The sequence below is a fragment of the Kitasatospora sp. NBC_01560 genome (assembly GCF_045208415.1).
GTDB lineage: Bacteria > Actinomycetota > Actinomycetes > Streptomycetales > Streptomycetaceae > Kitasatospora.
The window spans coordinates 838,718-860,798 of record NZ_CP109364.1 but is presented as its reverse complement, the minus strand read 5'-3'; the positions used below and the strand labels follow the sequence as shown (position 1 = coordinate 860,798).

Below are 22,081 nucleotides of genomic sequence, written 5' to 3'. Positions count from 1 at the left end.
CTGCGAGAGTCCGTGTGCGACGCTGCACCCGCGCGTGATCATCCGCGCTGCGGAGGGACGGGGTGCCCGCATGAAGGACGACAGACCGGCGGCCGGTGAACGGCCCGTCGGGGGCCGGCCCGGCCGCGACGGGCGACTGCCGGGTGCGCTGCTGGTGCTCGGCGGCCTGCTGCTCGCGGCCGCGGCCCTGCGGCCGCCGGACGGCGGACTGCTCGGCCCGCCCACGGCAGGTCCGGTCCGGATGGCCGGGCTGGTGATGCTGATCGCCGTCGGGGCGGGGATCCTGATCGGCCGGTCGGCCGTGCGATTCCGCGAGGAGGCCCGCCACCTGGCCGGGCCGACGCCGTGGGTCGAGCGCCTGCGCGAGGCGGCCGCGGTGCTGTTGCCCGGCGCGGCCGTGGCGGTGCCGTTGCTCGCGCTGATCCTCCGTGGCCGTGGCGGTGTCGGCCCGGCCGCTCCCCCCGAGCCCCTGCCGACCGCCCTGCCCACCGACCTGCCGGCGACCGGGCCGCCGCCCGCCGTGCTGCCGGTCGGGCGGGAGCACGCCCAGGACGCCGGGGGCCCGGTGACGTGGATCCTCATGGTGGGCTACGCCGTGCTCGGCCTCGTGGCCCTGGCCGGGCTGGTCCTGCTCCTGATGGAGGTGTGGCGACGGCTGGCGGTGCGCCGGGGTCGCCGGGCGCCGGGCCTGCTGCCCGCCGCCCCGCCGCGGCCCGAGGACGCCCTCGCGGCCGCCGTCGCCACCGGCCGCCGCGCCCTGACGGGCGAGGACGCCCGTGCCGCGGTGATCGCCTGCTACGCCGCGATGGAGGGCTCGCTGTCGGCCTCCGGGGTGTCCCGCCGCGCCAGCGAGAACCCCACGGAGCTGCTGGAACGCGCGGTGGCCGACCACCTGGTGGACCGGCTCCCCGCCCAGGAGCTCACCGCGCTGTTCCGGGAGGCGCGTTACTCGACGCACCCGATGGAGGGCTCCCACGTGCAGCGCGCGCAGACCGCCCTGGACGCGCTGGCAGCCGGCCTCGCCACCCGCGCGGCCGGGCCGGAGGACGTACCGGCAGGCGTACCGGAGAACGTGCCGGCAGGCGTAGCGGCGGACGCGGCGGCGGACGGGCCGGCCGGTGCACCGGAGGCGGCACCCGACACCACCGGAGGTCGCCGATGAGCCCCGAACCCACCGGGTACCGGGCCGCGGAGCCCGGCTCAGTCCGGCACAGCCTGATCGAACTGACCGCGGTGGCCGTGCTGGCCGAGATCGTGTTCGCTCTGGTCGGCGGCGTGCCCGGGGCCGTGGCCGGCGCCGTCCTGCTGCTGGCCGCAGCGCTGCTCACCGCCTGCTACGTCGCGGGCGCCGGGCAGCTGGACGACGGACTCCGGAAGCGGACCAGGCTGATGGAGGCGTACGAGCCGGGGCTCGGTGACTGGCGCTGGACCGTCCGGCACGGCCTGGACCCGGAGGGCGACGTCCGGCCGCTCCGCGGGCGGCTCCAACGGCTCTACGCGGCACGGTTGTCGGAGGTGTACGGCCTCTCGCCCGCCACCGACCGGGAGCGGGTGGCCGAGCTGCTCGGCCCGCGGCTCTGGCCGTGGATCGACCCGGAGGCGCCGGCCCCGGAGGAGACCCTCCCGGAGCCTGTCCTCACCGCACTCGTCGACCGGCTCGAATCCCTCTGAGGCCCGGCCCGGCCCGGGCCGGTGCCGTGCCCGCCCGCCCCGGCACGACCCCCGCCCGCACACCGCCCACCCGCACAGCTCGCGCCCGCACACCGCCCGCCCGCACAGCTCGCGCCCGTACGTCCGTCCGCCCGCACACCCCGTGCCGCCACGCTCCGCGCCCGGCGGGGCGCGTCAGGTCCGCGGGGGCTCCGAACCCGAAGTCCCGTCAGGAGAGTCATGACCGCCGTTCCCCAGGCCGCCACCGCCGTCGACGCCGCGCCGGACCCGACCGTGCCCGCCCTCGCCCCGCCCGCCGCCGTGCCGGTACCCGAACTGACCCCGCAGGAGGCCGGCAAGCGGGCCCGCGCGGTCGTGGAGGAGATCGAGCGGGCCGTGGTCGGCAAGCCCGAGGCGCTCCGGCTGGTCATGCTGGGCGTGCTGGCCGGCGGCCACGTGCTGATCGAGGACCTCCCCGGGCTCGGCAAGACCCTGCTGGCCCGCTCCTTCGCGACCGCCCTCGGGCTGGACTTCCGCCGCATCCAGTTCACCCCCGACCTGCTGCCCTCGGACGTCACGGGTGCGCCGTTCTACGACCGGAGCAGCGGGGAGATGGTCTTCCGGCCCGGCCCGATCTTCACCCAGCTGCTGCTGGCCGACGAGATCAACCGGACACCGCCGAAGACCCAGGCCGCGCTGCTGGAGGCGATGGCCGAGGGACAGGTCTCGGTGGACGGCGCCACCCGCCGGCTGCCGGAGCCGTTCGCCGTGATCGCCACCGCCAACCCGATCGAGTACGAGGGCACCTACTCCCTCCCGGAGGCGCAGCTCGACCGCTTCCTGCTACGGGTGCGGATGGGGTACCTGTCCACCGGGCTGGAGGCCGCCATGCTGCGGGCCCGGCTCGACCGGTCCGCGCCCGAGGCGGTCGTCGCGACGGTCGGCAGCCCGGCCGAACTGCTCGCCATGCGGGCGGCGGTGGAGCGGGTCGAGGTGGACGACGACCTGGTCGAGTACGTGGTGGCGCTGGTCGCCGCGACCCGAAACGACCAGCAGATCCAGGTCGGCGCCTCGCCCCGCGGCGGTCTCGCGCTCGTCCAGCTGGCCCGTGCCCGGGCGATGACGGAGGGCCGCGACTACCTGACGCCGGAGGACGTGAAGGCGCTGGCCGTCCCCGCGCTCGCCCACCGCGTCACCCTGAAGCCGGAGTTGTGGGTGCGCCAGATCGAGGCGGACGACGTGGTGGCGCGGCTGGTCGAGACCGTCCCGGCGCCGCAGACGCTGCCGCGCGCGGCGGACGCGGATCGCGATCCGGGCAGCGTCCGATGAGCCCCGCCTCATCCACCGGGCCGGCTGGAGCGACCGGCCGCTCGACCCAGGCCGGCTCCTCGATCCAGACCGGCCGCTCGACCCAGGCCGGCTCCTCCGCCCGGACCGGTCCCTCGGCCCGGCCGGTCCGGCGGCTCGCTGTGCCGCCGGCGGACCGGCGGACCGGCCGGGCGGAGCCTCGGCCGGGCGCCGCCGCTACCGCCGCCCCCATTGCCCCCGCCCCCACCTCCGCCCCCGCCCGCACCCCCGTCCCCGTCCCCACCGCCACCGGGCGCCGGGCGGGCGACCGGGCCACCGCCCGCGTCCTGGCCCGCAGCGCGCGGGCCACCGCGGCGGGCCTGCCGACCACCCCGCCCTCGCCGTACTGGCGGATCGGTGAGCAGACCCTGCGGCTGCTCACGGTGGCCACCGTGGCGGGGGTGGCCGCCCTGGCCACCGGGCACGCCTGGCTGCTGGCGCTGGCCGCCGGCCCGGCCGTCCTGCTCGTCCTGGCCGCCCCCGGGCGCAGCAGACCCACCGTGCTCGGCACCGAGGCCACCGTCGAGCCGCGCCGCTGCTTCGAGGGCGAGTCGATCGTCGTCCGGATCACCGTGCGGCACGACGGGCGGATCGGCCGGCTCGACCCGACCGTCGCGCTCGGCCGGGGTGTCGCACTGGAGGCCCTCACCGTCGGCGCCGCCGAGGTCGACCTGGTCGTCCGGGCTGCCAACTGGGGCCGCTGGACGCTGGGCAGCGTCGACGTCGACGTCTACGACGCGGGCGGCCTGACCCGGCGCACGGTACGCACCGACCTCGGACAACTGGACGTGTTCCCGGTGCCGACCGCGGCCCGGCTGACCCCGATCCCGGTCCGGCTGCCCGAGCGGCTCGGCGAGCACACCACCGCGCACGAGGGCACCGGTGTCGAGGTGATCGGGGTGCGGCCGCACGTGCCGGGGGAGCGGCAGCGGCGCATCCACTGGCCGTCGACGACCCGTCGCGACGCCGTGCAGATCAACCAGTTCGCGGCCGAGCGGGCTGCCGACGCGGTCGTCCTGCTGGACACACTGGCCGACTTCCGGGACGTCTCCACCGGGCTGTCCAGCCTGGACGAGACACTGCGCGCGGCCGGCGGGCTGATCCGCGCCTACCTGCGCCGGCACGACCGGGTCGGTCTGATCACCGTCGGCGGCCGGTTGCGCTGGCTCACCGCGGGCAGTGGGGACCGGCAGTTCTACCGGATGGTGGAGAGCGTGCTGGAGGTCCGCCAGGACCGCGTCCACCGCGGCCCCGTCCTCCCGCGGTTCCCGCCGGCCGCTCTGCCGGGGCACGCGCTGGTGTACGCGTTCACCCCGCTCGCCGACCAGCGGATCCTGGACGTGCTCGGGCAGGTCCGCGACCGGGGCAATCCGCTGGTCGTGGTCGAGATCCCGGCCGGCGAACCGGCGGTGGAGCCCGGCGACGACGTGGCCGCGACGGCTCTGCGGCTCTGGCGGGCGGAGCGCGAGGCGATGCGCGCGGCCCTACGGGCCAAGGGCATCCCGGTGACCCGCTACGTGCCTGGCGAGGCGCTCGACCTGGCGCTCGCACCCCTGCTGCGCCGCCGGATCGGAGGAGGAGCCCGATGAGCCCCACGAGTCCGGCGAGTCCGGCAAATCCGGTGAGCCCGGCGAGCCAGGCGGTCGCGCCCGCGGCCGTCGGCACCGCAGCGTCGTCCCACCCGTCCCGCCCGTCCCGCCCGTCCCGCCCGTCCCGGCGTCCGGCGGCCCTGCCGCCGTGGCTGGAGCGTGCCGTCCTGCGCGCCACGGGTGCGGCGCTGGCGCTGGCCGCCGCCGGTCCGGGGAGTCCGGGCAGCGCCGTGGACCGGTTCGGCCCGGCCGCGGCGGTGGCGGCGGCGGTGCTGGGCGCCGTGGCGGTCCCGCCGGAGGGCGGGGCGGAGCGCCCGGAGGGCCGGGCCGCCCGGCTCGTCGCGGCCCGCGCCACCGTCCTGCCCGTCGTCGCGGTGCTGCTGGCCGCACTGGGCGAGCGGTCGTTCCCGCAGGCGGCCGCGATCGTCGTGGCGCTGATCGGTCAGCTGCTGCTCGTCGGCGCCTTCGGCCCGCAGCGCGGGCTCGTCCGGCCGGCGCACGTGGTGGCGGCGGTCGCCGCGTCCGCGCTGGTCCTGCCGGTGGCGTTCGCGCCGGCCGTGGCGGGCGGGTGGTCGCGTCCAATCGCCGTGCTCGGGCTGGCGGCCGCCGCCTGCGGCCTCGGCCTGGTCCTCCGTCCGCACCGGGCGGAGCCGCCGGAGGGTGCAGAGGGTGCGGAGGGGGCGGGGAGGGAGACCGGGACGAGCGGGAGTAGCGGCCCGGCCGCGGGGAAGGAAACCGCCGTCACATCACGGCGAGGGAGCCATTCATGACGTTGAGTCACCGCGAGCTCGGCACCGGCCCGCACAAGGTCCTGGTGCTGCACGACTGGTTCGGTACCACGGCCGGTTGGGGCCAGTTCCTCGACCACCTGGACGACGAGGCCTTCGGCTACGCCTTCCTCGACTACCGGGGCTACGGCGAACGGCTGGACGTGGAGGGCGAGTACACGCTGGCCGAGATCGCCTCGGACGCGCTCGCGCTCGCCGACCGGCTCGGCTGGGCCGAGTTCTCGGTGGTCGGCCACTCGATGGGCGGCAAGGCGGCGCAGCGCGTCCTGGCCGAGGCGCCGGGGCGGGTGCGCAAGCTGGTCGGTGTGACGCCCGTCCCGGCGAGCGCGTACCCGCTGGAGGGCGACGCGTACGACCTCTTCCACGGTGCGGCGGGCCACCCGGCCAACCGGCGGGCCATCCTCGACCTGGTGACCGGGAACCGCGCGTGCGACCGCTGGCTGGACGCGATGACGGCCCGCTCGGTGGCGGGCTGCCGCCCGGAGGCGATGGCCGGCTACCTGCGCGACTGGACCACCCTGGACTTCGCGGCGAAGGTGGCCGGCAGCACGCTCCCGGTCAAGGTCTTCGTCGGCGAGCACGACCCGGCGCTCTCCGCCGAGCTGATGCGCGGCACCTGGCTGGCCCACTACCCGCAGGCGGAGCTGGAGGTGCTCGGCAACTCCGGGCACTATCCGATGCACGAAGTCCCGGTGGCCTTCGCCACCGCCCTGGAGGCCTTCCTGCGCGCCTGACCGCGGCCGGACGCGCTCCCGCCCCGGCGTGGCCGGCCGCCGGGCCGGGGCGCCGCCCGCCGGGCCCGCCCTCGCCGCCACCCCTTCGCCGCCACCCCCTCCCGTTGGGCGGTTCGCAGGCGTACGGTGGCCACACGGTGGCGCGCAGTCCGGCGGCGCGCCCGGCGGTCGCGGCGGCACGGTCGCGGTGCGGCGGTCGTGGCCCGGCGGCGTCACCGCCCCGCCCTGGCCCGCCCCGCCGGAGACCGCGATGGCTGATTCCATGGCCGACCGCCTGGCCTTTCTCACCACGCCCAGCCGGCCGCGCGAGCGCCGGGCGCCGCAGGAGCGGCTGGGGGACCGGCACGAGGTCTACCGGGAGGGTGCGCTGCTGCCGGTCATCGCCGGCCAGGCGGGCCGCTGCATGGACTGCGGCCTGCCGTTCTGCCACCACGCCTGCCCGCTGGGCAATCTCGTCCCGGACTGGAACACGCTGGTCGCGCACGACGCGTGGCGCTCGGCCGCCGCCCGCCTGCTCGCCACCAACAACTTCCCGGAGTTCACCGGCCGCCTCTGCCCGGCCCCCTGCGAGAGCGCCTGCGTGCTGGCGATCGACTCCGACGCCGTGACGATCAAGAACGTGGAGCTGTCGATCGCCGACCGGGCCTGGGAGAGCGGGTACGACCGGCCGCAGCCGCCGGAGCGGATGACCGGACAGCGGGTGGCCGTGGTGGGGTCCGGCCCGGCCGGCCTGGCCGCCGCCCAGCAGCTGACCAGGGCCGGCCACACCACCACGGTGTACGAGCGGGCCGACCGGATCGGCGGGCTGCTGCGCTACGGCATCCCGCCGTTCCGGCTGGAGAAGCACCGTCTGGACCGGCGGATCGACCAGATGAGGGCGGAGGGCACCCGGTTCCGGACCGGGGTGGCGGTGGGCCGGGACGTGGCCGCGGACGACCTGCGGGCCCGGTACGACGCGGTGGTGGTGGCGGTCGGCGCCACAGCCTGCCGGGACCTTCCGGTGCCGGGCCGCGGGCTGCCCGGGGTGCACCAGGCGATGACGTACCTGACCCACGCGAACCGGGTGGACGAGGGCGACTACGCCGTCTCCCCGCTCTCCGCGGAGGGGCTCGACGTGGTCATCGTCGGGGGCGGGGACACCGCCGCGGACTGCCTCGGCACGGCGCTGCGCCAGCGGGCCGCGGCCGTCACCCAGCTCGACATCAATCCCCGGCCGCCCGCGCGGCGGGCCCCCGGGCAGCCCTGGCCCGTGCACCCCAAGGTGTACCGGGTGACGACCTCGCACGAGGAGGCGGGCGGTGCGGCGGCCGAGCCCCGGGTGTTCGCGGCGACGGCGGTGGGGTTCGACGCCGGGCCGGACGGACGGCTGGCGGCCGTCCGGTTCGCCGAGGCGGAGCAGCCCGGGCGCCGGCCGCTGCCGGGGACGGAGTGCACCGTCCCGGCCGGGCTGGTGCTGCTGGCCCTCGGCTTCTCCGGGCCTGAGCAGGACGGCCCCGACCGGGACGATCCCGAGCAGGACGGCCCCGAGCAGGACGGGCCTTCCCCGGCGGACCGGGCGGACCGTCCCGGCCGGGCCGACCGGGGAGACCCGGCCGACCGGGGCGGCGGCCGAGCCCGGGGCGGCGGGCTGGTCGGCCAACTCGGCCTCACGATCGACCCGCAGGGCCGCCTGACCCGCGACGACGGCTTCGCCGCCCCGGCGGACGGCGTGTTCGTCGCGGGCGACGCCGGGCGCGGGCAGTCGCTGATCGTCTGGGCGATCGCGGAGGGCCGGGCCGTGGCCGCCGCCGTCGACCGCTACCTGCGGGGCAGCACCGAGCTCCCGGCCCCGATCGCGCCGTCCGACGGGCCGCTGACCGTCTGAGGGCCCGCCGGCGGCCGGGGGATCAGACGAGTTCGAGGACGAGTTTGCCGGTGTTCTCGCCGCGGAAGAGCATCTGCAGGGTCTGCGGGAAGTCGTCGATCGTGCCGCGGACGACGTGCTCCAGGACCTTGATCCGCCCGTCCGCGATCCAGCCGCCGATCTCCCGGGCGGCCTCGGTGAAGCGCGGCGCGTAGTCGAACACCACGAAGCCCTCCATCCGGGCGCGGCGGACGAGCAGCGACAGGTAGTTCGACGGGCCGTGCACGCCGTCCTTGGCGTTGTACTGGCTGATCGCGCCGGAGATCACCACCCGGGCACGCAGCGCCAGGCAGGACAGCGCCGCCTCCAGGATCTCGCCGCCGACGTTGTCCAGGAAGACGTCGATGCCGTCCGGCGCGTGGGTGCGCAGGGCCTTGCGCACGTCCTCGGACCGGTAGTCGATCGCGGCGTCGAAGCCGAGTTCGTCGGTCAGCAGCGCGCACTTGGCGGCCCCGCCGGCGATGCCGACGACCCGGCAGCCCTTCGCCTTGGCGATCTGGCCGGCCATGGTGCCCACCGCGCCGGCCGCGCCGGAGACGACCACCGTCTCGCCCTCCTGCAGCGCGCCGACGTCCAGTAGCCCGAAGTAGGCCGTCATGCCCGGCATGCCGAGGGCGCCGAGGTAGGTCGAGGGCGAGGCGGTGGCCGGGTCGATCCGCAGCACGCCCTTGCCGTCGGAGACCACGTGCTCCTGGACGCCGAAGGTGCCGACGGCCAGGTCGCCGATCCGGTACCCCGGGTGGTTGGACTCGGTGACCTCGACCACCGAGCCCGCGCGCATCACCTCGCCGAGGCCCACCGGCGGCAGGTAGGAGCGGCGGTCGTCCAGCCAGCCGCGCATCGCCGGGTCCAGCGAGATGAACCGCGTCCGCCCGGCGAACTGGCCCTCGCCGGGGGCCGCGGCCGCCTCGGTGACGTGTGTCCAGTCCTCGGGGCGGACGTCACCCTCGGGCCGGCGGGCGAGGCGGATCTGACGGTTCTCTGCGGACAGCATGGCGGCTCCCGGCGGTACTGGGCGGTGGGTCGGGCGGGGACGGACGGCCGTGCGGGGTACTTCGCAGGGCCGGTGCGATTCTAAGCAAGCGCTTAGTCATCGCGCCAGGCCGGGCCGGGGTGCGGCCTCGACCGCCCCGCCGCCGGAGCCGGCCCCGGATGCGGCGGCCACCGCCGAGCAGGTCGGACGTGGGCGCGGCGCGGGCGAGGCGCCACGGCCCGGCAGGGGCGGGAGGCTACGTTCGGGCGGGGGCCGACCGAACGACGTCGACGGGAGAGCCATGACTTCGAACCGGCCCGAGGCGGGCGTGCGGGCCTGGCAGGTGCTGCGCAACCCCAAGGTCTGGATGGTGCCGACGATCATCGTCGGCACGGTGGGATTCCTGCTCTCGCTGCTCTACATGGGCGGCATCATCAACCCGCGCGCGGACCTGCACCGGCTCCCGATCGGTCTGATCAACTCCGACCGGGGCGCCGTCCTGGCCGGGCAGCAGCAGAACCTCGGTGCGCAGATCACCGCCGCCGTCGCGGGTGCGCCCGCCACGCAGGGGCAGGTGGACTGGCGGCAGCTCGACCGGGCCGCGGCCGACGACCAGCTGGCCTCCGGCAAGCTCGCGGGCGCGCTGGAGGTCCCGGCCGGCTTCACGGCCGCCGTCGCCGCCCTGGGCGCCCCGGCCGGGTCGCAGCAACCGCCGCGCCCGACCATGACCGTCCTGACCAACCCCGGCGTGGGCAGCCTGGCCTCCTCGCTGGCCTCCTCGATCTCCCAGGCGGCCGCGCAGCAGGCCTCGGCGCAGCTCGGCGCCACGCTCACCGCGCAGGCCCGGGCCCAGGCGCAGCAACAGCCGCCCGGGCAGCCCGCGGCCGGCGGCGCGACCAACGCGGCGGCGCTCCAGCTGGCCGATCCGATCACGGTCGACGTCCGGGTCGGCCACCCGATCGGCCCGCACAGCGGCCTCGGCCTGACGGCGTTCTACTACACGCTGCTGCTCGTGCTCTGCGGCTTCCTGGGGGCGAACGTGATCAGCAACGGCGTGGACGTGGCGCTCGGCTATGCGGCCAGCGAGCTGGGCCCGCTGCGCACCCAGCACCCGGTGGTGCGGATCAGCCGCACCCAGACGCTGGCCGTCACCTCCGTGATGTCGGTCGGCCTGGCGGTGCTGACCTCCAGTCTGGTGATGCTGGCCACCGTCGTGGTGCTGGGCATGGACGCCTCGCACCTGCCGCTGCTCTGGGTCTTCTCGGTCTGCGCCAGCGCGGCGGTGGGGCTCGGGACGCAGGCGCTGTGCGCGGCGTTCGGCGGGATCGGGCAGCTGATCAGCATGTTCGTCTTCATCGCGCTGTCCCTGCCGTCCTCCGGGGCGACCATCCCGTTGCAGGCGCTGCCGGACTTCTACCGGGGGCTGGCGGTGTTCGAGCCGATGCGTCAGCTCAGCGACGGCGTCCGGTCGATCCTGTACTTCGACGCGCAGGCCGACGCCGGGCTCGCCCGGGCCTGGATCATGATCGCGATCGGGACGGTGGCGGCCCTGGTCTTCGGCTTCGCGATGACCAGGTACTACGACCGCAAGGGCCTGCACCGGTTCCACCCCGAGGCGGGCTGAGCACCGCACCCCGCGAGCCCTTGATGTCCCACCGAGACTCATGTCCCGATGGGACATTTTCGGGTGTACGGTGGACGGCGTGAGGATCGAGAAGGCCCAGAACACCGAGCCCGCCGAGCCCGCCCGGAGCGCCGATGACCCCGACCGGGTCGGGCGGACCGGGCCGGCCGAGTGGACCGGGCGGACCGAGTGGACCGGGCCGGCCGAGGAGGCCCCCGCCGGGCGGCGCGCCCGCAAGGCGCTCCGCACCAGGGAGTCGCTGGCCGCCGCCGCGCTGCGGCTGGTGCTGGAACGGGGCCTGGCCGCCGTGTCCGTCGAGGACATCACCGACCTGGCCGACGTCTCCCGGCGCACCTTCAGCCGGTACTTCCCGTCCCGCGAGGACGCCGTCCTGGACTGCCTGCGGGCGGACTTCGCCCGGATCAACGCGGCGCTGGCCGCCCGCCCGGACGGCGAGACGCCGCTGACCGCCTACCGGGCGGCGCTGCGGATCTGGCTGCGGGACGAGCAGGAGCCGGCCTGGCACCGGCGCCCCGGCGTGCGTGACCTGTTCGGGCTGATCGCCGAGGAGCCCACGCTGACCGCCGCCTACCGGCGGATCTGCGTCGACGAGGAGGAGGCGTCCGTCCGGATCGCCGCCGCCCGGCTGGGCCTGGACGCGGAGCGCGACCTGCGCCCCGCCGTCGCCGTCGGCCTCGGGGTGGCCGCCCTCCAGGCGGCCTCCCGTGCCTGGGTCCGGCACCCCGGAGCCGGTTCCGCCGGCGCCCCGGACCTGCCCGGACTCGTCGAGGAGGCGTTCTCCCTGCTCGCCGCGGAGCCACCGGCCGCCGACCCGGCCGGCTGACCCCGCGTGCCCGTCACCGGGCGCCCACCCCTGCGCGCCCACCCCCGCGCGCACCCGCAACGAGAGGACGTATCGCCATGACCGCAGACATCACCGAGCACGCCCGGGAGTTCGCCGGCCGGGTCGCCCTGGTCACCGGCGGCGCCTCCGGCATCGGTCTCGCCGTGGCCCGCCGGCTGGCGGCCGGCGGCGCGGCGGTCGCGATCGCCGACCACGACCTCGACGGCGCCCGCAGGGCCGCCGCCGAACTCGCCGCCGACGGCGCCCGCACCCTGGCCGTCGAGGTCGACGTCACCGACCCCGAGTCGGTGCGCGCCGCCGTCCGGGCCACCGTGGACGCGCTGGGCGCCCTGCACCTGGCCGTCAACAACGCGGGCATCGCCGGCGCCAGCGCCCCCACCGGGGAGTACGAACCCGAGGCGTGGCGCCGGGTGCTGGCCACCAATCTCGACGGCGTCTTCTACTCGCTGCACCACGAGCTCCCCGCCATCCTCGCCTCCGGCGGCGGCGCGGTGGTCAACATGGCGTCGATCCTCGGCACCAACGGTTTCGCGGGCTCGGCCGCCTACACCGCCGCCAAGCACGGCGTGGTCGGCCTGACCAAGACCGCCGCACTCGAATACGCGGCCCGGGGCGTGCGGATCAACGCCGTCGGCCCCGGCTTCATCGACACCCCGCTGTTGCAGAACGCCGACGCGGCGGCCCGCGACGCCCTGATCGCCCTGCACCCGGCCGGCCGGCTCGGCCGCCCCGAGGAGGTCGCCGAGCTGACCGCGTTCCTGCTGTCCGACCGGGCCTCCTTCATCCACGGCAGCTACCACCTGGTGGACGGCGCCTACGCGGCCCGCTGACCGGCGGTCACCGGCCGGCGGTCACCGGCGTGGAGGGGCCGGGCCGCCCGGCACGGCAGAGCGCCGTCCAGCTGGGCTCGAAATGATCCGATGATCCGTCAACTACCTTTTCTGGAGCGGCTGTTGATCGCGATAGGCTCGCGCCCCGGACACCCGAAGGAGCGATCCGCTTGACCAGTTCGACGACCGTCTCCCCTGCCGAATTCGCCGCCACCCTCCCCAGGCACGCCGTCTCCTCCACCCTGCTGGTCACCGACCGCTCGGGCCGCATCCTGATGCTCCACCAGGCCCGTGCCTACCCCGGCCACCCCGCCTGGTGGCAGCTCCCCGGCGGGCTCGGCGACCTCGGCGAACAGCCCGCCCGCACCGCCCGGCGCGAGGCCGAGGAGGAGACCGGCCTGTGCCCGGCCGGCGCTCTGCGCCCGCTCGTGATCGACTACCGGTCGGCCGCCGACGGCTGGCCCCCCGTGGTCGACTTCGCCTTCGAAGCCGAGCCCGTCCCCGACGGCCAGCCGGTACGGCTCAGCCCCGAGCACGACACCTACGCCTGGCGCGCCTACGACCAGTGGCTCCCCTACCTTCAGCCCGAGCAACTCGACTGGTTCGTCTCCCTCTGGAGGGCCCACACCACCCGGACGACGGCGCTGCTCACGGACGGCCGGGACGTCACCGCCTCCACCGTCGTGGAGACCGGCTGACCGGGCAGGCGGCGAGCCCCGGCACGCGGTGCTCCCCCGAACGGCTGACGGCGGACGGCGGACGGCGGAGCGCCCCTGGTCGTGGGCCCGTCGCGGTGGGACCGCTGCCGTAGGACCGGGGGAGGAGGGCGGCCGGGCGGGTGGTCCTGTGGTCGGAGCCCGATTCCGTCCTGCGGGTTGACGGCGGGCGGCCGGGTGCTCCGTATCGTCGGAGGCATGAACCGACCGCTGCACCTGGCCGCGTACCTGCTGGCCTTCGACACGCAGGCCGGCGCCCTCCAGGACCGCGCCAGGGCCGGCTTCCTGCTGCGCGCCGCCGCCCTGGCCGAACTCGCCCACCGGGGCGCCGCCGTCGAGGACGCGGACGGCCGGGTGCGGGTGGCGGAGGCCGGACCGACCGGTGACGCCGTCCTCGACGCGCTGCTGGCCGAGCTGGGCACGGCGGCCCGCACCTGGAAGTCCTGGATCAAACGGGACCGCGACGACACCCTGGAGGCCGTCGAGCAGCGGCTCGCCGTGCTCGGCGTGCTGACCGTGACGGACCGGGACCCCTACGGCCCGGTCGTGCCGCAGCGGGCGGTGGCGATGACCGATCCGCGCGAGGCGCTGGACCTCCAGGCACGGATCGCGGAGCTGGTGCGTGGCTCCGGCCCGGTCGGCGGGGCGTCCTTCGCCGAGGCCGTCCTGGCGGCGCTGGCCGCCCACGGACACCTGCGGCTGGTGCTCGCGCGGCAGGACCGGCGGGCCCACGCCGGGCGGGTCGCGGCCTGCACCGACCGGCTAGGGGCCGAGGCCCCGGGCCTGGCCCGCGCGGTGGCCGGGCTGAACCTGACGATGGTCGCCGCCCAGGGCGGGATGGGCGGCGGCTGACCGGGCCGGGCCCGCGGTACTGCTGCCGGCAAGGCCGCCGACCGCCGACCGCCGACCGGCGGCCGGCCGGGCGGACGGTCAGCCCGGCAGGCGGATCTCGCCCAGCTCGTTCACCGGCAGGCCCGGGCGAAGCAGGGCCGGCGTCTCGAAGAGGGCGCCGGACGCGATGCCCGGCACCGTCCTGAGGTACCGCCAGCCGCAGCAGCGGTAGTAGCCGTGCAGGGCGGGGTTGTCCGTGCGGGCGTCCAGCCTGAGCACGGCGGCGCCCGCGGAGGCGGCCCGGTGAGCGGCCCACTCGTGCAGCAGCCGGCCGATGCCGCGGCCCGCGTGGGCGCGGTCCACCGTGCTCGCGCGCAGGTAGCGGGCGGGGACGGTGCGCTCCTCGTCCGTCCACCGCCGCCTGCTGCCGTGGGCCCGGACGGTGCAGGTGGCCACCGGCGGACCGTCCGGCGCCAGCAGGGCCAGTACCGTCGCGCCCTGCCCGATCAGGGCCAGTCTGCGCTCGGGCCGGTCGGGGCCGGACCACTGCCGGTTGCCGTGCCGCCGGGCCACCCACGCCGCCGCCTCCCGGCGCCAGCGGGCGAGCAGCTCGGCGTCCTCGGGCACGGCGGCACGGACGTACAGGACCGGGGGCGGCGCGGCACCGCCGGGGCGGCGGTCGTCGATGGTCTTCACGACCGGCGAACGACCCGGCGGCGGAAAGGATGTGCGCATCGGGGGCGGCGTCGGCGGCGGCGCGGGGCTGAGCGTTCGGCGGCGGCGTACCGCCGGTGGCCGGGGCCTCGTGCGGGTCCCCGGTGAGGCGTCCGAAGGCCTCGTCGGGCCCGGACCAGGCATGCTGTCGGTGGCTCGTGCCAGGGTGGCCCCCGGCGGGTGACCCCGCCCGTCACCACCCCGGATCCTGAAGGGCCGCCACGTATGAGCACGACCGGAACAGCCGACCCGGGCAGCGGCGCGGGCACCGCCGGGCCGAAGCCCGCCGCCGGCACCGACCTGCCGGTGATCACCTGGGAGCGGTTCTGGGAGCTGGTCGGCCTGCTCGGCGGTCGGGCCGGGACGTCGACCTGCCACGACATCGAGGCGGGCTGCGCGCGGCTGGTGGAGGTGCTCGCGGCCGGGCCGGTCGGCGAGATCGTCGGCTTCGGCGAGCGGCTCGCCGAGGCGCTCTACCGCATCGACCAGGAGGTGTTCGGCACGCTGCCGGTCGCCGGCATGGAGCGGCCCGGCGGCGAGCCCTTCCCGCAGTCGGACGACGGGTTCCTGTACGCGCGCGCGGCCGTCGTCGCCGCCGGCCGCGCGACCTACGAGGGCGTCTTCGGCAGGCCGGAGCGGTTCGCGCCGTTCACCGCGCTCCACTGCGAGGAGCTGCTGTACGTGCACGAGGAGGCGTACGAGCAGGCCACGGGCGAGGAGTGGTCCATCCTGACCCGGTACGACTACGAGAGCTGCTCCAACCGTGAGGGCTGGCCCGGGCTCGACGACTGACGGTCCGGGGTGTCGGGGCGTCGGGGTGTCGGGGCGTCGGGGCGTCGGCCGCTGGTCCGCCGCCGCCGCGCCACGACCGGGAAACCCGCTGGTGGGCGCCGCGGCGGCACCCGTAGACTCCGGTGCTCGTGACCGAGACCAGCACCCGCCCGAGCACCGACACTCCCGCGACCGACACCCCCGCGACCGACACCCTCACGGCCGACGCCGCCGGGAGCGACAGCCCCGCGGCCGGCGGTGCCCGTCCGGCAGGCCTCGCCGCGGACGCCGAGCAGATCGGCGCCGCCGTGGCCGCCGCCGGCCGGGGCATGATCGACCGTGAGACGGTCGCCGAGGTGGTGACGCTCTGTGCGGTCGCCGGTGAGCACCTGCTGGTCGTCGGCGCGCCGGGCACCGCCAAGTCCGAGGCGGTGCGCCGGGTCGCCGGGCAGTTCGGCGGACGCTACTTCGAGTACCTGCTCGGCCGGTTCACCGAGCCGAACGAGCTGTTCGGCCCGGTCGACCTGCGCCGGCTCCGGGAGGGGCGGGTCGAGTTCGAGACCGCCGGGATGCTGCCCGAGGCCGACATCGCCTTCCTGGACGAGGTGTTCCTCGGCTCGACGGCCGTGCTGAACACCCTGCTCGGCCTCCTCAACGAGCGGGTCTTCCGCCGCGGCCGCACCGTGCTCGCCAGCCCGCTGCGGGTCTGCGTCGGCGCCGCGAACCACCTGCCGGACGACCCCGCGCTCGCCGCCTTCGCCGACCGCTTCCTGGCCCGGGTGTTCGTCGAGCCGGTGGCCGACTCCCGGCTGGAGGAGCTGCTGGAGGCCGGCCGGCGTCCGGCGGCCGCCCCGGCGCACCCGGCCGACCTGCTCGGCGCCGTGGACCGGTTGGCGGCCGCCGCCCGTGACTGCGACCTGGACGAGGTGACGCCGCTGCTCGCCGCGGCCCTGCGCAGGCTCCGTGGTGCCGGTGTGCCCGTCAGTGACCGGCGGGCGGTGCGCTCGCAACGGCTGATCGCCGCGGCCGCCGTGCTGGACGGCCGGAGCGCGGCCTCCGCCCGCGACCTCTGGGTGCTGCCGCTGATCGCCCCGACCGCCGACGCCCAGGCACTGGCCCGGGACACCCTGGCCGACCTGATCGGGAAGGCCGCCAACCGCAGCCTGGTGCACGCCGCCGAGGAGCTGTCGCGCAGCACGGCCGCCCGGGCCGAACGGATCGCCCGCACCGGGACGGCCCTGCTCGCCGAGCACGGCGGCCTGCCCGCCGGGCGCGACTCGCGGCTGCGGCTGGAGGCGGCGCTGCGGGAGATCGACGCCGGCTTCGACCCGGCCGACCTGCCGGCCGCGCTGGCCGGCATACGCGCTGAGCTGGTCGCGGCGGTCGCGCCCTCGTGAGCACCACCCCGCCGCCCGGCCCGCCGACCGCCGGTCCCTCGCTCGCGCCGTCCTTCGCGCCGTCCTTCGCGCTGCACTGGGAGCGGCGCGAGCCACCGTTGCCGGCCGCTGCCGTGCTGGCCGTGGGCGACGCCGTGCCCGCGCTGGCCACCGCCACGCGGGACCGGCTCCTCGACGGCGCCCGGCTCTCGGTGCTCGTCGAGGACGGCCCGTGGCCCGAGGACGCCGCCCGCCCGGCGGACGGCACGCCGGCCGCCGGTGGTCGTGCCCGGCCCGTCGCCGAGCAGAACCGGCGGAACCAGCCGCAGCCGCACCAGCCGCACCAGCACCAGCAGCCGCGGCACGAGCAGCAGCCGCACCAGCACCAGCAGCCGCGGCACGAGCAGCAGCTGCACCAGCAGCCGCAGCTGCTGCTCGTGCTCGGTGCCGAGGGCGACCTGCCGTGGGCCGACGGCGCCCGCTACCTCGGCCGCGAGGCCGGACTGCTCGTCCCGACCACCGCCCGCCCCGGCCCCGCTCCCGCGCTCTGGCGCCGGGTGCTCGGCGCCGCGGACGACCGGCTCTGCGTCCTCGTCCCGGGCCATGCCCTGGTCGCCGACCCGCCCCCGCCCGCCACCGCGGCCGCCCTGGAGCCGTACACCGGGAGCACCGCCCGATGACGACCGCCCGACTGCCCGCGGCCCTTGCCCCCTGGGCCGCCACCCTCTCCGCACTCACCCCCGAACTCGCCACCGCCCTCGGCCCGTTGCTGCGCCGGCTGGACGCGCTGGTCGGTGATCGGGAGCCCGTCGCCGACCGGCTCGGCGAGCCGGACGGCCTCGGCGGCCTCGCCCGCTCCGGCCGGCCGGACCAGCTGCTGCCCACCGAGTGGCTGCTCGCCGACGCGTACCCCGACGAGTTCCTGCGCCGCTTCGTGGACGGCGAACTGCTGCACTTCGCCCCCGAGCTCCGCACGCCCACCGCCCGGGGCCGGATCGTCGCGCTGGTCGACGCCGGCCCGCGCCAGGCCGGCGCCGGGCGGCTGGTCCAGCTCGCCGCGCTGCTCGTCCTGCACCGCCGGGCGGCCGCCCGCGGCACCGAGCTGGTGGTCGGGGTGCTCGGCGACCCGGCCGGCCGGTGGCTCCCCGGCGACCTCGCCGAGCTGCTCCCGGCCTGGCTGGCCGCCCGCCGGCGGGCCGACGCGACGCCCGAGGACGTGCGCACGGCCGAGGAGGCCCTCGACGCCGACGACCGGGCCTGGCTGCTGACCTCGCCCCGGCCCGCCGGGCAGCTCCCGGCCAGGGCCCACATGCTGGCGAGCGAGCCGAGCCGGTGGTCCGCCGCCGGCGCCACCCACGTGACCGTCCAGCTCGCCGGGACGGTGGCGGAACTGCCGCTGCCCGCAGCGGAGATCGCGGTGCGGGCGCTGCGCGGTGCGGAGTTCCGCCGGGCCGCCGCGGCGGCCGTCGTCGGGCTGCCCGCCGAGACCGGCGGGGGAGCCCGGCCCGCCTTCACCACCACCGCCCGCACCCTGCTCGCCCGCGGCCGGCGCGCCACCACCCTGCTCGCCGTCAACCTGCCGAGCGGCGACGGCTCCCACGCCGACCCGGTGCGGGCCCGGCGGCACGAGCTGCCCGGTCCGGTGGTCGCCGCCGGGCGGACCGGCCGGCGGCTGATCGCCCTGTACGCCGCCGGGGACCGCCTCGTCCCGTACGTCAGCGGCCGGCCGTTCTCCGGGCGGGGCGGCGAGCCCGGCGGGTTCACCGCCGACCTCGCCGCCTTCGGCGTCGACCGCGCGCTCTCCACCGAACTGCTCACCCGGCCCGTCCTGCCCCTGCTGCGCGGCGGTGACGACCTGCTGCTGCCGCTGGCCGGCCGCTGGTGGCGGATCACACCCGACGGCACCGTCACCGACGACGGCGCGGTGGGCCGCGGCACCGGGGCGCCGTCCCACTTCGACCGGTTCCGCGAGCCCCGGCTGTACGGCGGGCACCTGCCGCCCGAGGCCGTCGACGCCCGCCATCTGGTGCACAGCGGCGCCACCGTCGGCTGGTCGGAGGACGGCCGGACGTGGGAGCTGCGGACGGCGTCGGGTGCGCGGGAGCGGATCTCCTTCCGGGAGAACGCGGACGTCGTCGGCCTGGTCCACCACGGCACGGTGCCCGCGCTGGTCACCTGCACCCGCAGCGGCCGCCTGGTCCGGGCCGTCCGCCCCGACGGCGTCCGCACCCTGAGCCGCTTCTCGGGCGGCACCACCCCGCCGGCCGTCCACCCGACGCTGCCGCTGATCGCCGCCGAGACCCGGCCGGGCCGGATCGTGGTCGGCGACGCGCAGACCGGCCGGATCCACCACCTGATCGGGAGCGACGAGTGACCGCCACCCCCGCCGCGGCGTTCCGCGCCACCCTCGCCGCTGCCGGCTTCCTCCTCGACGTGCCGGTGATCGGCGCGACCGAGGCCGCCGGGCGCGTCCTCGCGCACTGGCAGGAGGGCGCCGAGCTGCGCGAACTCCCCGACGGACGCTGGCTGCTGGTGCTCGCCGAGCCGGTGGGGATCCGGGCCGACCGGGCCCCCGGGCTCCCGCTGCGGCGCGTGGGCAACGGCGCGCTGGTCGCCGTCGGCACCGCCCCGGACGACGGCACCGTCCCGTCCGACGGCACCGCCCCGGACGGTGGATCGCCGGCCGCGCCCGGCCATCTCGTCCACCCGGCGGGCGGGCGGACGCTCACCCACCGCATCGCCGACCTGACCCCGCTGGACCCGGCCGACTGGCTCGACCCGACCGGGCTCACTGTGCACCGCCCGCGGCCGCTCGGTGCCGCCGACGCTGCGGCGGCCGAGCCCGTCCGGGAGGCCCTGCCGCCGCGCCCGCGGCCCGACCTGCGGACGGCGGCCGGCATCGGCCCGCGCAGCGAACGGGCCCGCCGGCTCACCGCGGACACCCCGGAAGGCGCGCACCCCGCCGACGGGACGGCCCGCCGACGGGTCCTCGGCCGCTGGCGCTCCGCCCGCGCGGCCGTGGCCGGCCCGGCGGCGTACGGAACGGCCCTGGCCGTGCTGGTGGTGGCCGCGTTGGCCGCGGTGGTCGGCCTCCTCCGGCTGATCGAGGACCGCGGCCTCCACCCCGCCGGGCTGCTCGGCGCGATCGCCGTCGGGCTGCTCGCCGCCCGGCGCCGCGTCCGTGGGGCCACCGGTGGCGGCGCCCCGGGCGCCCACGCCCCCGGAGCGGACGGGCCCGCCACGCCGCCCGCCGGCGGCGGCAAGCCGCGCGGCGCCCGCCGCCACGCGCTGCTCGCCGACCTGGTGGCCCGGCTGACCATGCGCAGCCCGGCCGGCCGCCTGGTGGCCGGCCGGCACGCCCGCTACCTCCGCGAGCTGACCCGCGCCTTCGAACAACGCCGCTGGGAGGACGCGCTGCGCGACGCCGTCCGGCTCGCCGGGGACGCCCCGGGCACCCACCGGCCCTGGCTCTCGCTCGGCCTGCCCCGCCGCTACGCCGGCGAGCTGCGGCCCACCCCGGGGGCGGACGGCCCGGCCGGCACCTCCCCGCTCTCCGGCCCCACCGTCCACCAGCACCTCGGCGATCTCTACCGCCGCGCCGCCGAGTCGCTGGAGCGCGAGGGCCGGATCGACGAGGCGGCGTTCGTCCTCGCCGACCTGCTGGGCGCGCCCGCCGAGGCCGTCGCCCTGCTGGACCGGCACGGCCGCACCGCCCGGGCCGCCGAGCTCGCCGAGGGCCGCGAGCTGGCCGCCGACCTGGTCGTCCGGCTCTGGTGGCGGGCCGGCGAGCGCGAGCGGGCCGTCCGCACGGCGCACCGCCGGGGCGCGTTCGCCGCCGCCGTCGAGCGCCTCGGCGTCGACCACCCGGAGGCCGCGCGGGAGCTGCGCCTCGCCTGGGCCCAGCACTGCCGGGAGGCCGGCGACCGGCTGGGCGCCGTCGAGGCGGTCTGGCCCGACGAGGCGCTGCGCCCCACCGTCGCCGCCGACCTGCGGGACGCGGTCGCCCTCGGCGGGCCCGCCCGGGGCCGGGCCCTGCCCTTCCTGCTGGCCCTGGGCGCGGGGGAGGCGACCCGGGGGCTCGCGCTCGCGGTGCTCGACGGCGACGGCGACCCGGAGCACACCGGCCGGGCGGCGCTGGCCGCGGCACTGGCCGACCTGCCGGCCGCCGACCGGGCCGCCGACCGAGAACTCGCCACCGCCGCGGCCCGGGCGGCCGTCCGGGACGGCGGCTTCGGCGGGCACCACGGCGCCCGGAGCGACGGCGCCCTGTTCGACCGGCTCAAGCGCCGTGCGGACCCGCTGGCCGCCGCCGACCTGCCCAGGCCCCGGCGCCGCAGCCACCCCGCGGCCGCCCCGCCCGCCCACACCGCCGCGGCCCGGCCCGGCACGCTGCCCGTGCTCGACGCCGCCCTGCTCGGCTCCGGGTCGGTGCTGGTCGCCTGCGGCCAGGCCGGGGTGCGGCTGCTCGCCCCCGACGGGCGCACCAGGGCCCGCTGGGACGTGCCCGCCGACCGCCTGGTGGTGGCCGACCACGGCGGCAGCGCCCTGCTGGTCGCCGGGTACGGGCGGGTCCGCGAGGTCGCCCGGCTCGACCTCGCGACCAGGACCGTCCGGCCCTGGGCCACCCTGCCGGCGACGCAGTTCGCCGGCTCCTACGACGGCCGCCACCTGATCACCGCCGACCAGGACGGCATCGCGGTGCTGGACACCCTGGCCCGGCGCCCCACCGTGGTCTGGCGCGAACTCGGCGGCGGGCAGCGGCCGGTGGGCCGGATCGCCCGCACAGCCGGCAGTTGCGCGGCGGTCGTCGTCTCCCCGCTGCCCGACGGCTCGGCGCTCACCGAGCTGTGGCGCTGGGACCAGCCCGGCTGGCAGTTGCGCTCCCGACTCCCGCTGGACGCGGCCGACACCGACCCGGCCGCCTCGGCGGCGCTCGCCACCGGCGGCCTGCTCACCGCGGCGGTCCGCGAACTGCCGGGTGCCGAGGCCCAGCGGGTCACCGCGCTGCGGCGGACGACCGAGTCAACCGACCGGGACGACCGGGGCGACGAACTGACCGTCGAGGGCGCCGCCCCGTCCGGGCCGGTCGCGGACGGCGACGCCTGGGCGCTCGCCGTCCGGCTCCCCGGCGGCTCCGGCCTGCTCGTGCACACGGGCAGCGGCCCGGCCGCCGCGCCGGCCGCCACCGTGGCCTTCCCGCACGCGGACGGGGTCTCGGTGGGCCTGCGCCGGCACGCCGACGCGCTGACCCTGTGGCACCGGTCCGGCCGGGTCGTGGCGACCTCCGCGGACGGCGCCACCCTGCTCGCCAACCTGCGGGTCACGGTGGACTGAGGCCGGCGGCGAGGGTTTCCGGATCTCCCGGTACCC

Annotated in this window: 19 protein-coding genes; 17 read left to right on the top strand and 2 right to left on the bottom strand. The window is 77.7% G+C overall.

Annotation, left to right across the window (positions count from 1 at the left end; translation table 11 throughout):
* Positions 1-70: 70 nt before the first annotated feature.
* From OH807_RS03745 to OH807_RS03715, 7 genes are all read left to right on the top strand, one after another.
* Entirely contained in the window at positions 71-1,162 is a 1,092-nt protein-coding gene (locus tag OH807_RS03745; protein ID WP_406193843.1) for a DUF4129 domain-containing protein, read from the top strand.
* Positions 1,159-1,671 carry a hypothetical protein gene (locus OH807_RS03740; protein ID WP_406193841.1) on the top strand — a complete coding sequence of 171 codons (513 nt, stop codon included), beginning with the start codon at positions 1,159-1,161 and terminating at the stop codon, positions 1,669-1,671. Before OH807_RS03745 ends, OH807_RS03740 begins: the two co-directional genes overlap by 4 nt.
* Positions 1,672-1,890: 219 nt before the next feature.
* Positions 1,891-2,979 carry an AAA family ATPase gene (locus OH807_RS03735; protein WP_406193839.1) on the top strand — a complete coding sequence of 363 codons (1,089 nt, stop codon included), beginning with the start codon at positions 1,891-1,893 and terminating at the stop codon, positions 2,977-2,979.
* Positions 2,976-4,586 (top strand): DUF58 domain-containing protein, encoded by a 1,611-nt coding sequence (locus OH807_RS03730; RefSeq protein ID WP_406193837.1) that lies wholly within the window; start codon positions 2,976-2,978, stop codon positions 4,584-4,586. The genes OH807_RS03735 and OH807_RS03730 overlap by 4 nt, the downstream gene beginning before the upstream one ends.
* On the top strand, positions 4,583-5,356 hold the full coding sequence (locus tag OH807_RS03725; protein WP_406193835.1) for a hypothetical protein: 774 nt from the start codon (positions 4,583-4,585) through the stop codon (positions 5,354-5,356). Before OH807_RS03730 ends, OH807_RS03725 begins: the two co-directional genes overlap by 4 nt.
* Positions 5,353-6,108: an alpha/beta fold hydrolase gene (locus OH807_RS03720; protein ID WP_406193833.1), complete on the top strand. Its 756-nt coding sequence runs from the start codon at positions 5,353-5,355 to the stop codon at positions 6,106-6,108. Before OH807_RS03725 ends, OH807_RS03720 begins: the two co-directional genes overlap by 4 nt.
* 262 nt (positions 6,109-6,370) lie before the next feature.
* Positions 6,371-7,972, top strand: a complete 1,602-nt coding sequence (locus OH807_RS03715; RefSeq protein ID WP_406210669.1) for a glutamate synthase subunit beta — start codon at positions 6,371-6,373, stop codon at positions 7,970-7,972.
* 22 nt (positions 7,973-7,994) lie between these two features.
* Here the strand turns inward: OH807_RS03715 and OH807_RS03710 are convergent, their stop codons facing one another.
* Complete coding sequence (locus OH807_RS03710; protein ID WP_406193831.1) at positions 7,995-9,005, bottom strand: NADP-dependent oxidoreductase; 1,011 nt, start codon at positions 9,003-9,005, stop codon at positions 7,995-7,997.
* Between the two features lie 280 nt (positions 9,006-9,285).
* On the opposite strand from OH807_RS03710, the gene OH807_RS03705 reads away from it, so the two are divergent.
* From OH807_RS03705 to OH807_RS03685, 5 genes are all read left to right on the top strand, one after another.
* Positions 9,286-10,608 (top strand): DUF3533 domain-containing protein, encoded by a 1,323-nt coding sequence (locus tag OH807_RS03705; RefSeq protein WP_406193829.1) that lies wholly within the window; start codon positions 9,286-9,288, stop codon positions 10,606-10,608.
* Positions 10,609-10,687: 79 nt separating this feature from the next.
* A complete protein-coding gene (locus OH807_RS03700; protein WP_406193827.1) occupies positions 10,688-11,452 on the top strand; it encodes a TetR family transcriptional regulator in 765 nt (254 codons plus the stop codon).
* Between the two features lie 77 nt (positions 11,453-11,529).
* Complete coding sequence (locus tag OH807_RS03695; protein ID WP_406193825.1) at positions 11,530-12,303, top strand: SDR family NAD(P)-dependent oxidoreductase; 774 nt, start codon at positions 11,530-11,532, stop codon at positions 12,301-12,303.
* A gap of 170 nt (positions 12,304-12,473) precedes the next feature.
* Positions 12,474-13,001 (top strand): NUDIX hydrolase, encoded by a 528-nt coding sequence (locus OH807_RS03690; protein ID WP_406193823.1) that lies wholly within the window; start codon positions 12,474-12,476, stop codon positions 12,999-13,001.
* A gap of 216 nt (positions 13,002-13,217) precedes the next feature.
* Entirely contained in the window at positions 13,218-13,871 is a 654-nt protein-coding gene (locus OH807_RS03685) for a GPP34 family phosphoprotein (RefSeq protein WP_406193821.1), read from the top strand.
* A 78-nt stretch (positions 13,872-13,949) separates the two neighbouring features.
* On the opposite strand, the gene OH807_RS03680 is transcribed toward OH807_RS03685, so the two are convergent.
* Positions 13,950-14,546 (bottom strand): GNAT family N-acetyltransferase, encoded by a 597-nt coding sequence (locus OH807_RS03680; protein ID WP_406193819.1) that lies wholly within the window; start codon positions 14,544-14,546, stop codon positions 13,950-13,952.
* 243 nt (positions 14,547-14,789) lie between these two features.
* Between OH807_RS03680 and OH807_RS03675 the strand changes: the two genes are divergently transcribed.
* The 5 genes from OH807_RS03675 to OH807_RS03655 all read left to right on the top strand — a co-directional run bounded on the left by OH807_RS03675 (position 14,790) and on the right by OH807_RS03655 (position 22,045).
* On the top strand, positions 14,790-15,356 hold the full coding sequence (locus tag OH807_RS03675; protein WP_406193817.1) for a DUF4240 domain-containing protein: 567 nt from the start codon (positions 14,790-14,792) through the stop codon (positions 15,354-15,356).
* Positions 15,357-15,484: 128 nt separating this feature from the next.
* Positions 15,485-16,732, top strand: a complete 1,248-nt coding sequence (locus tag OH807_RS03670) for an AAA family ATPase (RefSeq protein WP_406193815.1) — start codon at positions 15,485-15,487, stop codon at positions 16,730-16,732.
* Positions 16,729-17,391 (top strand): hypothetical protein, encoded by a 663-nt coding sequence (locus tag OH807_RS03665; RefSeq protein ID WP_406193813.1) that lies wholly within the window; start codon positions 16,729-16,731, stop codon positions 17,389-17,391. The genes OH807_RS03670 and OH807_RS03665 overlap by 4 nt, the downstream gene beginning before the upstream one ends.
* Entirely contained in the window at positions 17,388-19,085 is a 1,698-nt protein-coding gene (locus tag OH807_RS03660) for a hypothetical protein (RefSeq protein WP_406193811.1), read from the top strand. The genes OH807_RS03665 and OH807_RS03660 overlap by 4 nt, the downstream gene beginning before the upstream one ends.
* Entirely contained in the window at positions 19,082-22,045 is a 2,964-nt protein-coding gene (locus tag OH807_RS03655; protein WP_406193809.1) for a bpX6 domain-containing protein, read from the top strand. Before OH807_RS03660 ends, OH807_RS03655 begins: the two co-directional genes overlap by 4 nt.
* Positions 22,046-22,081: the final 36 nt, after the last annotated feature.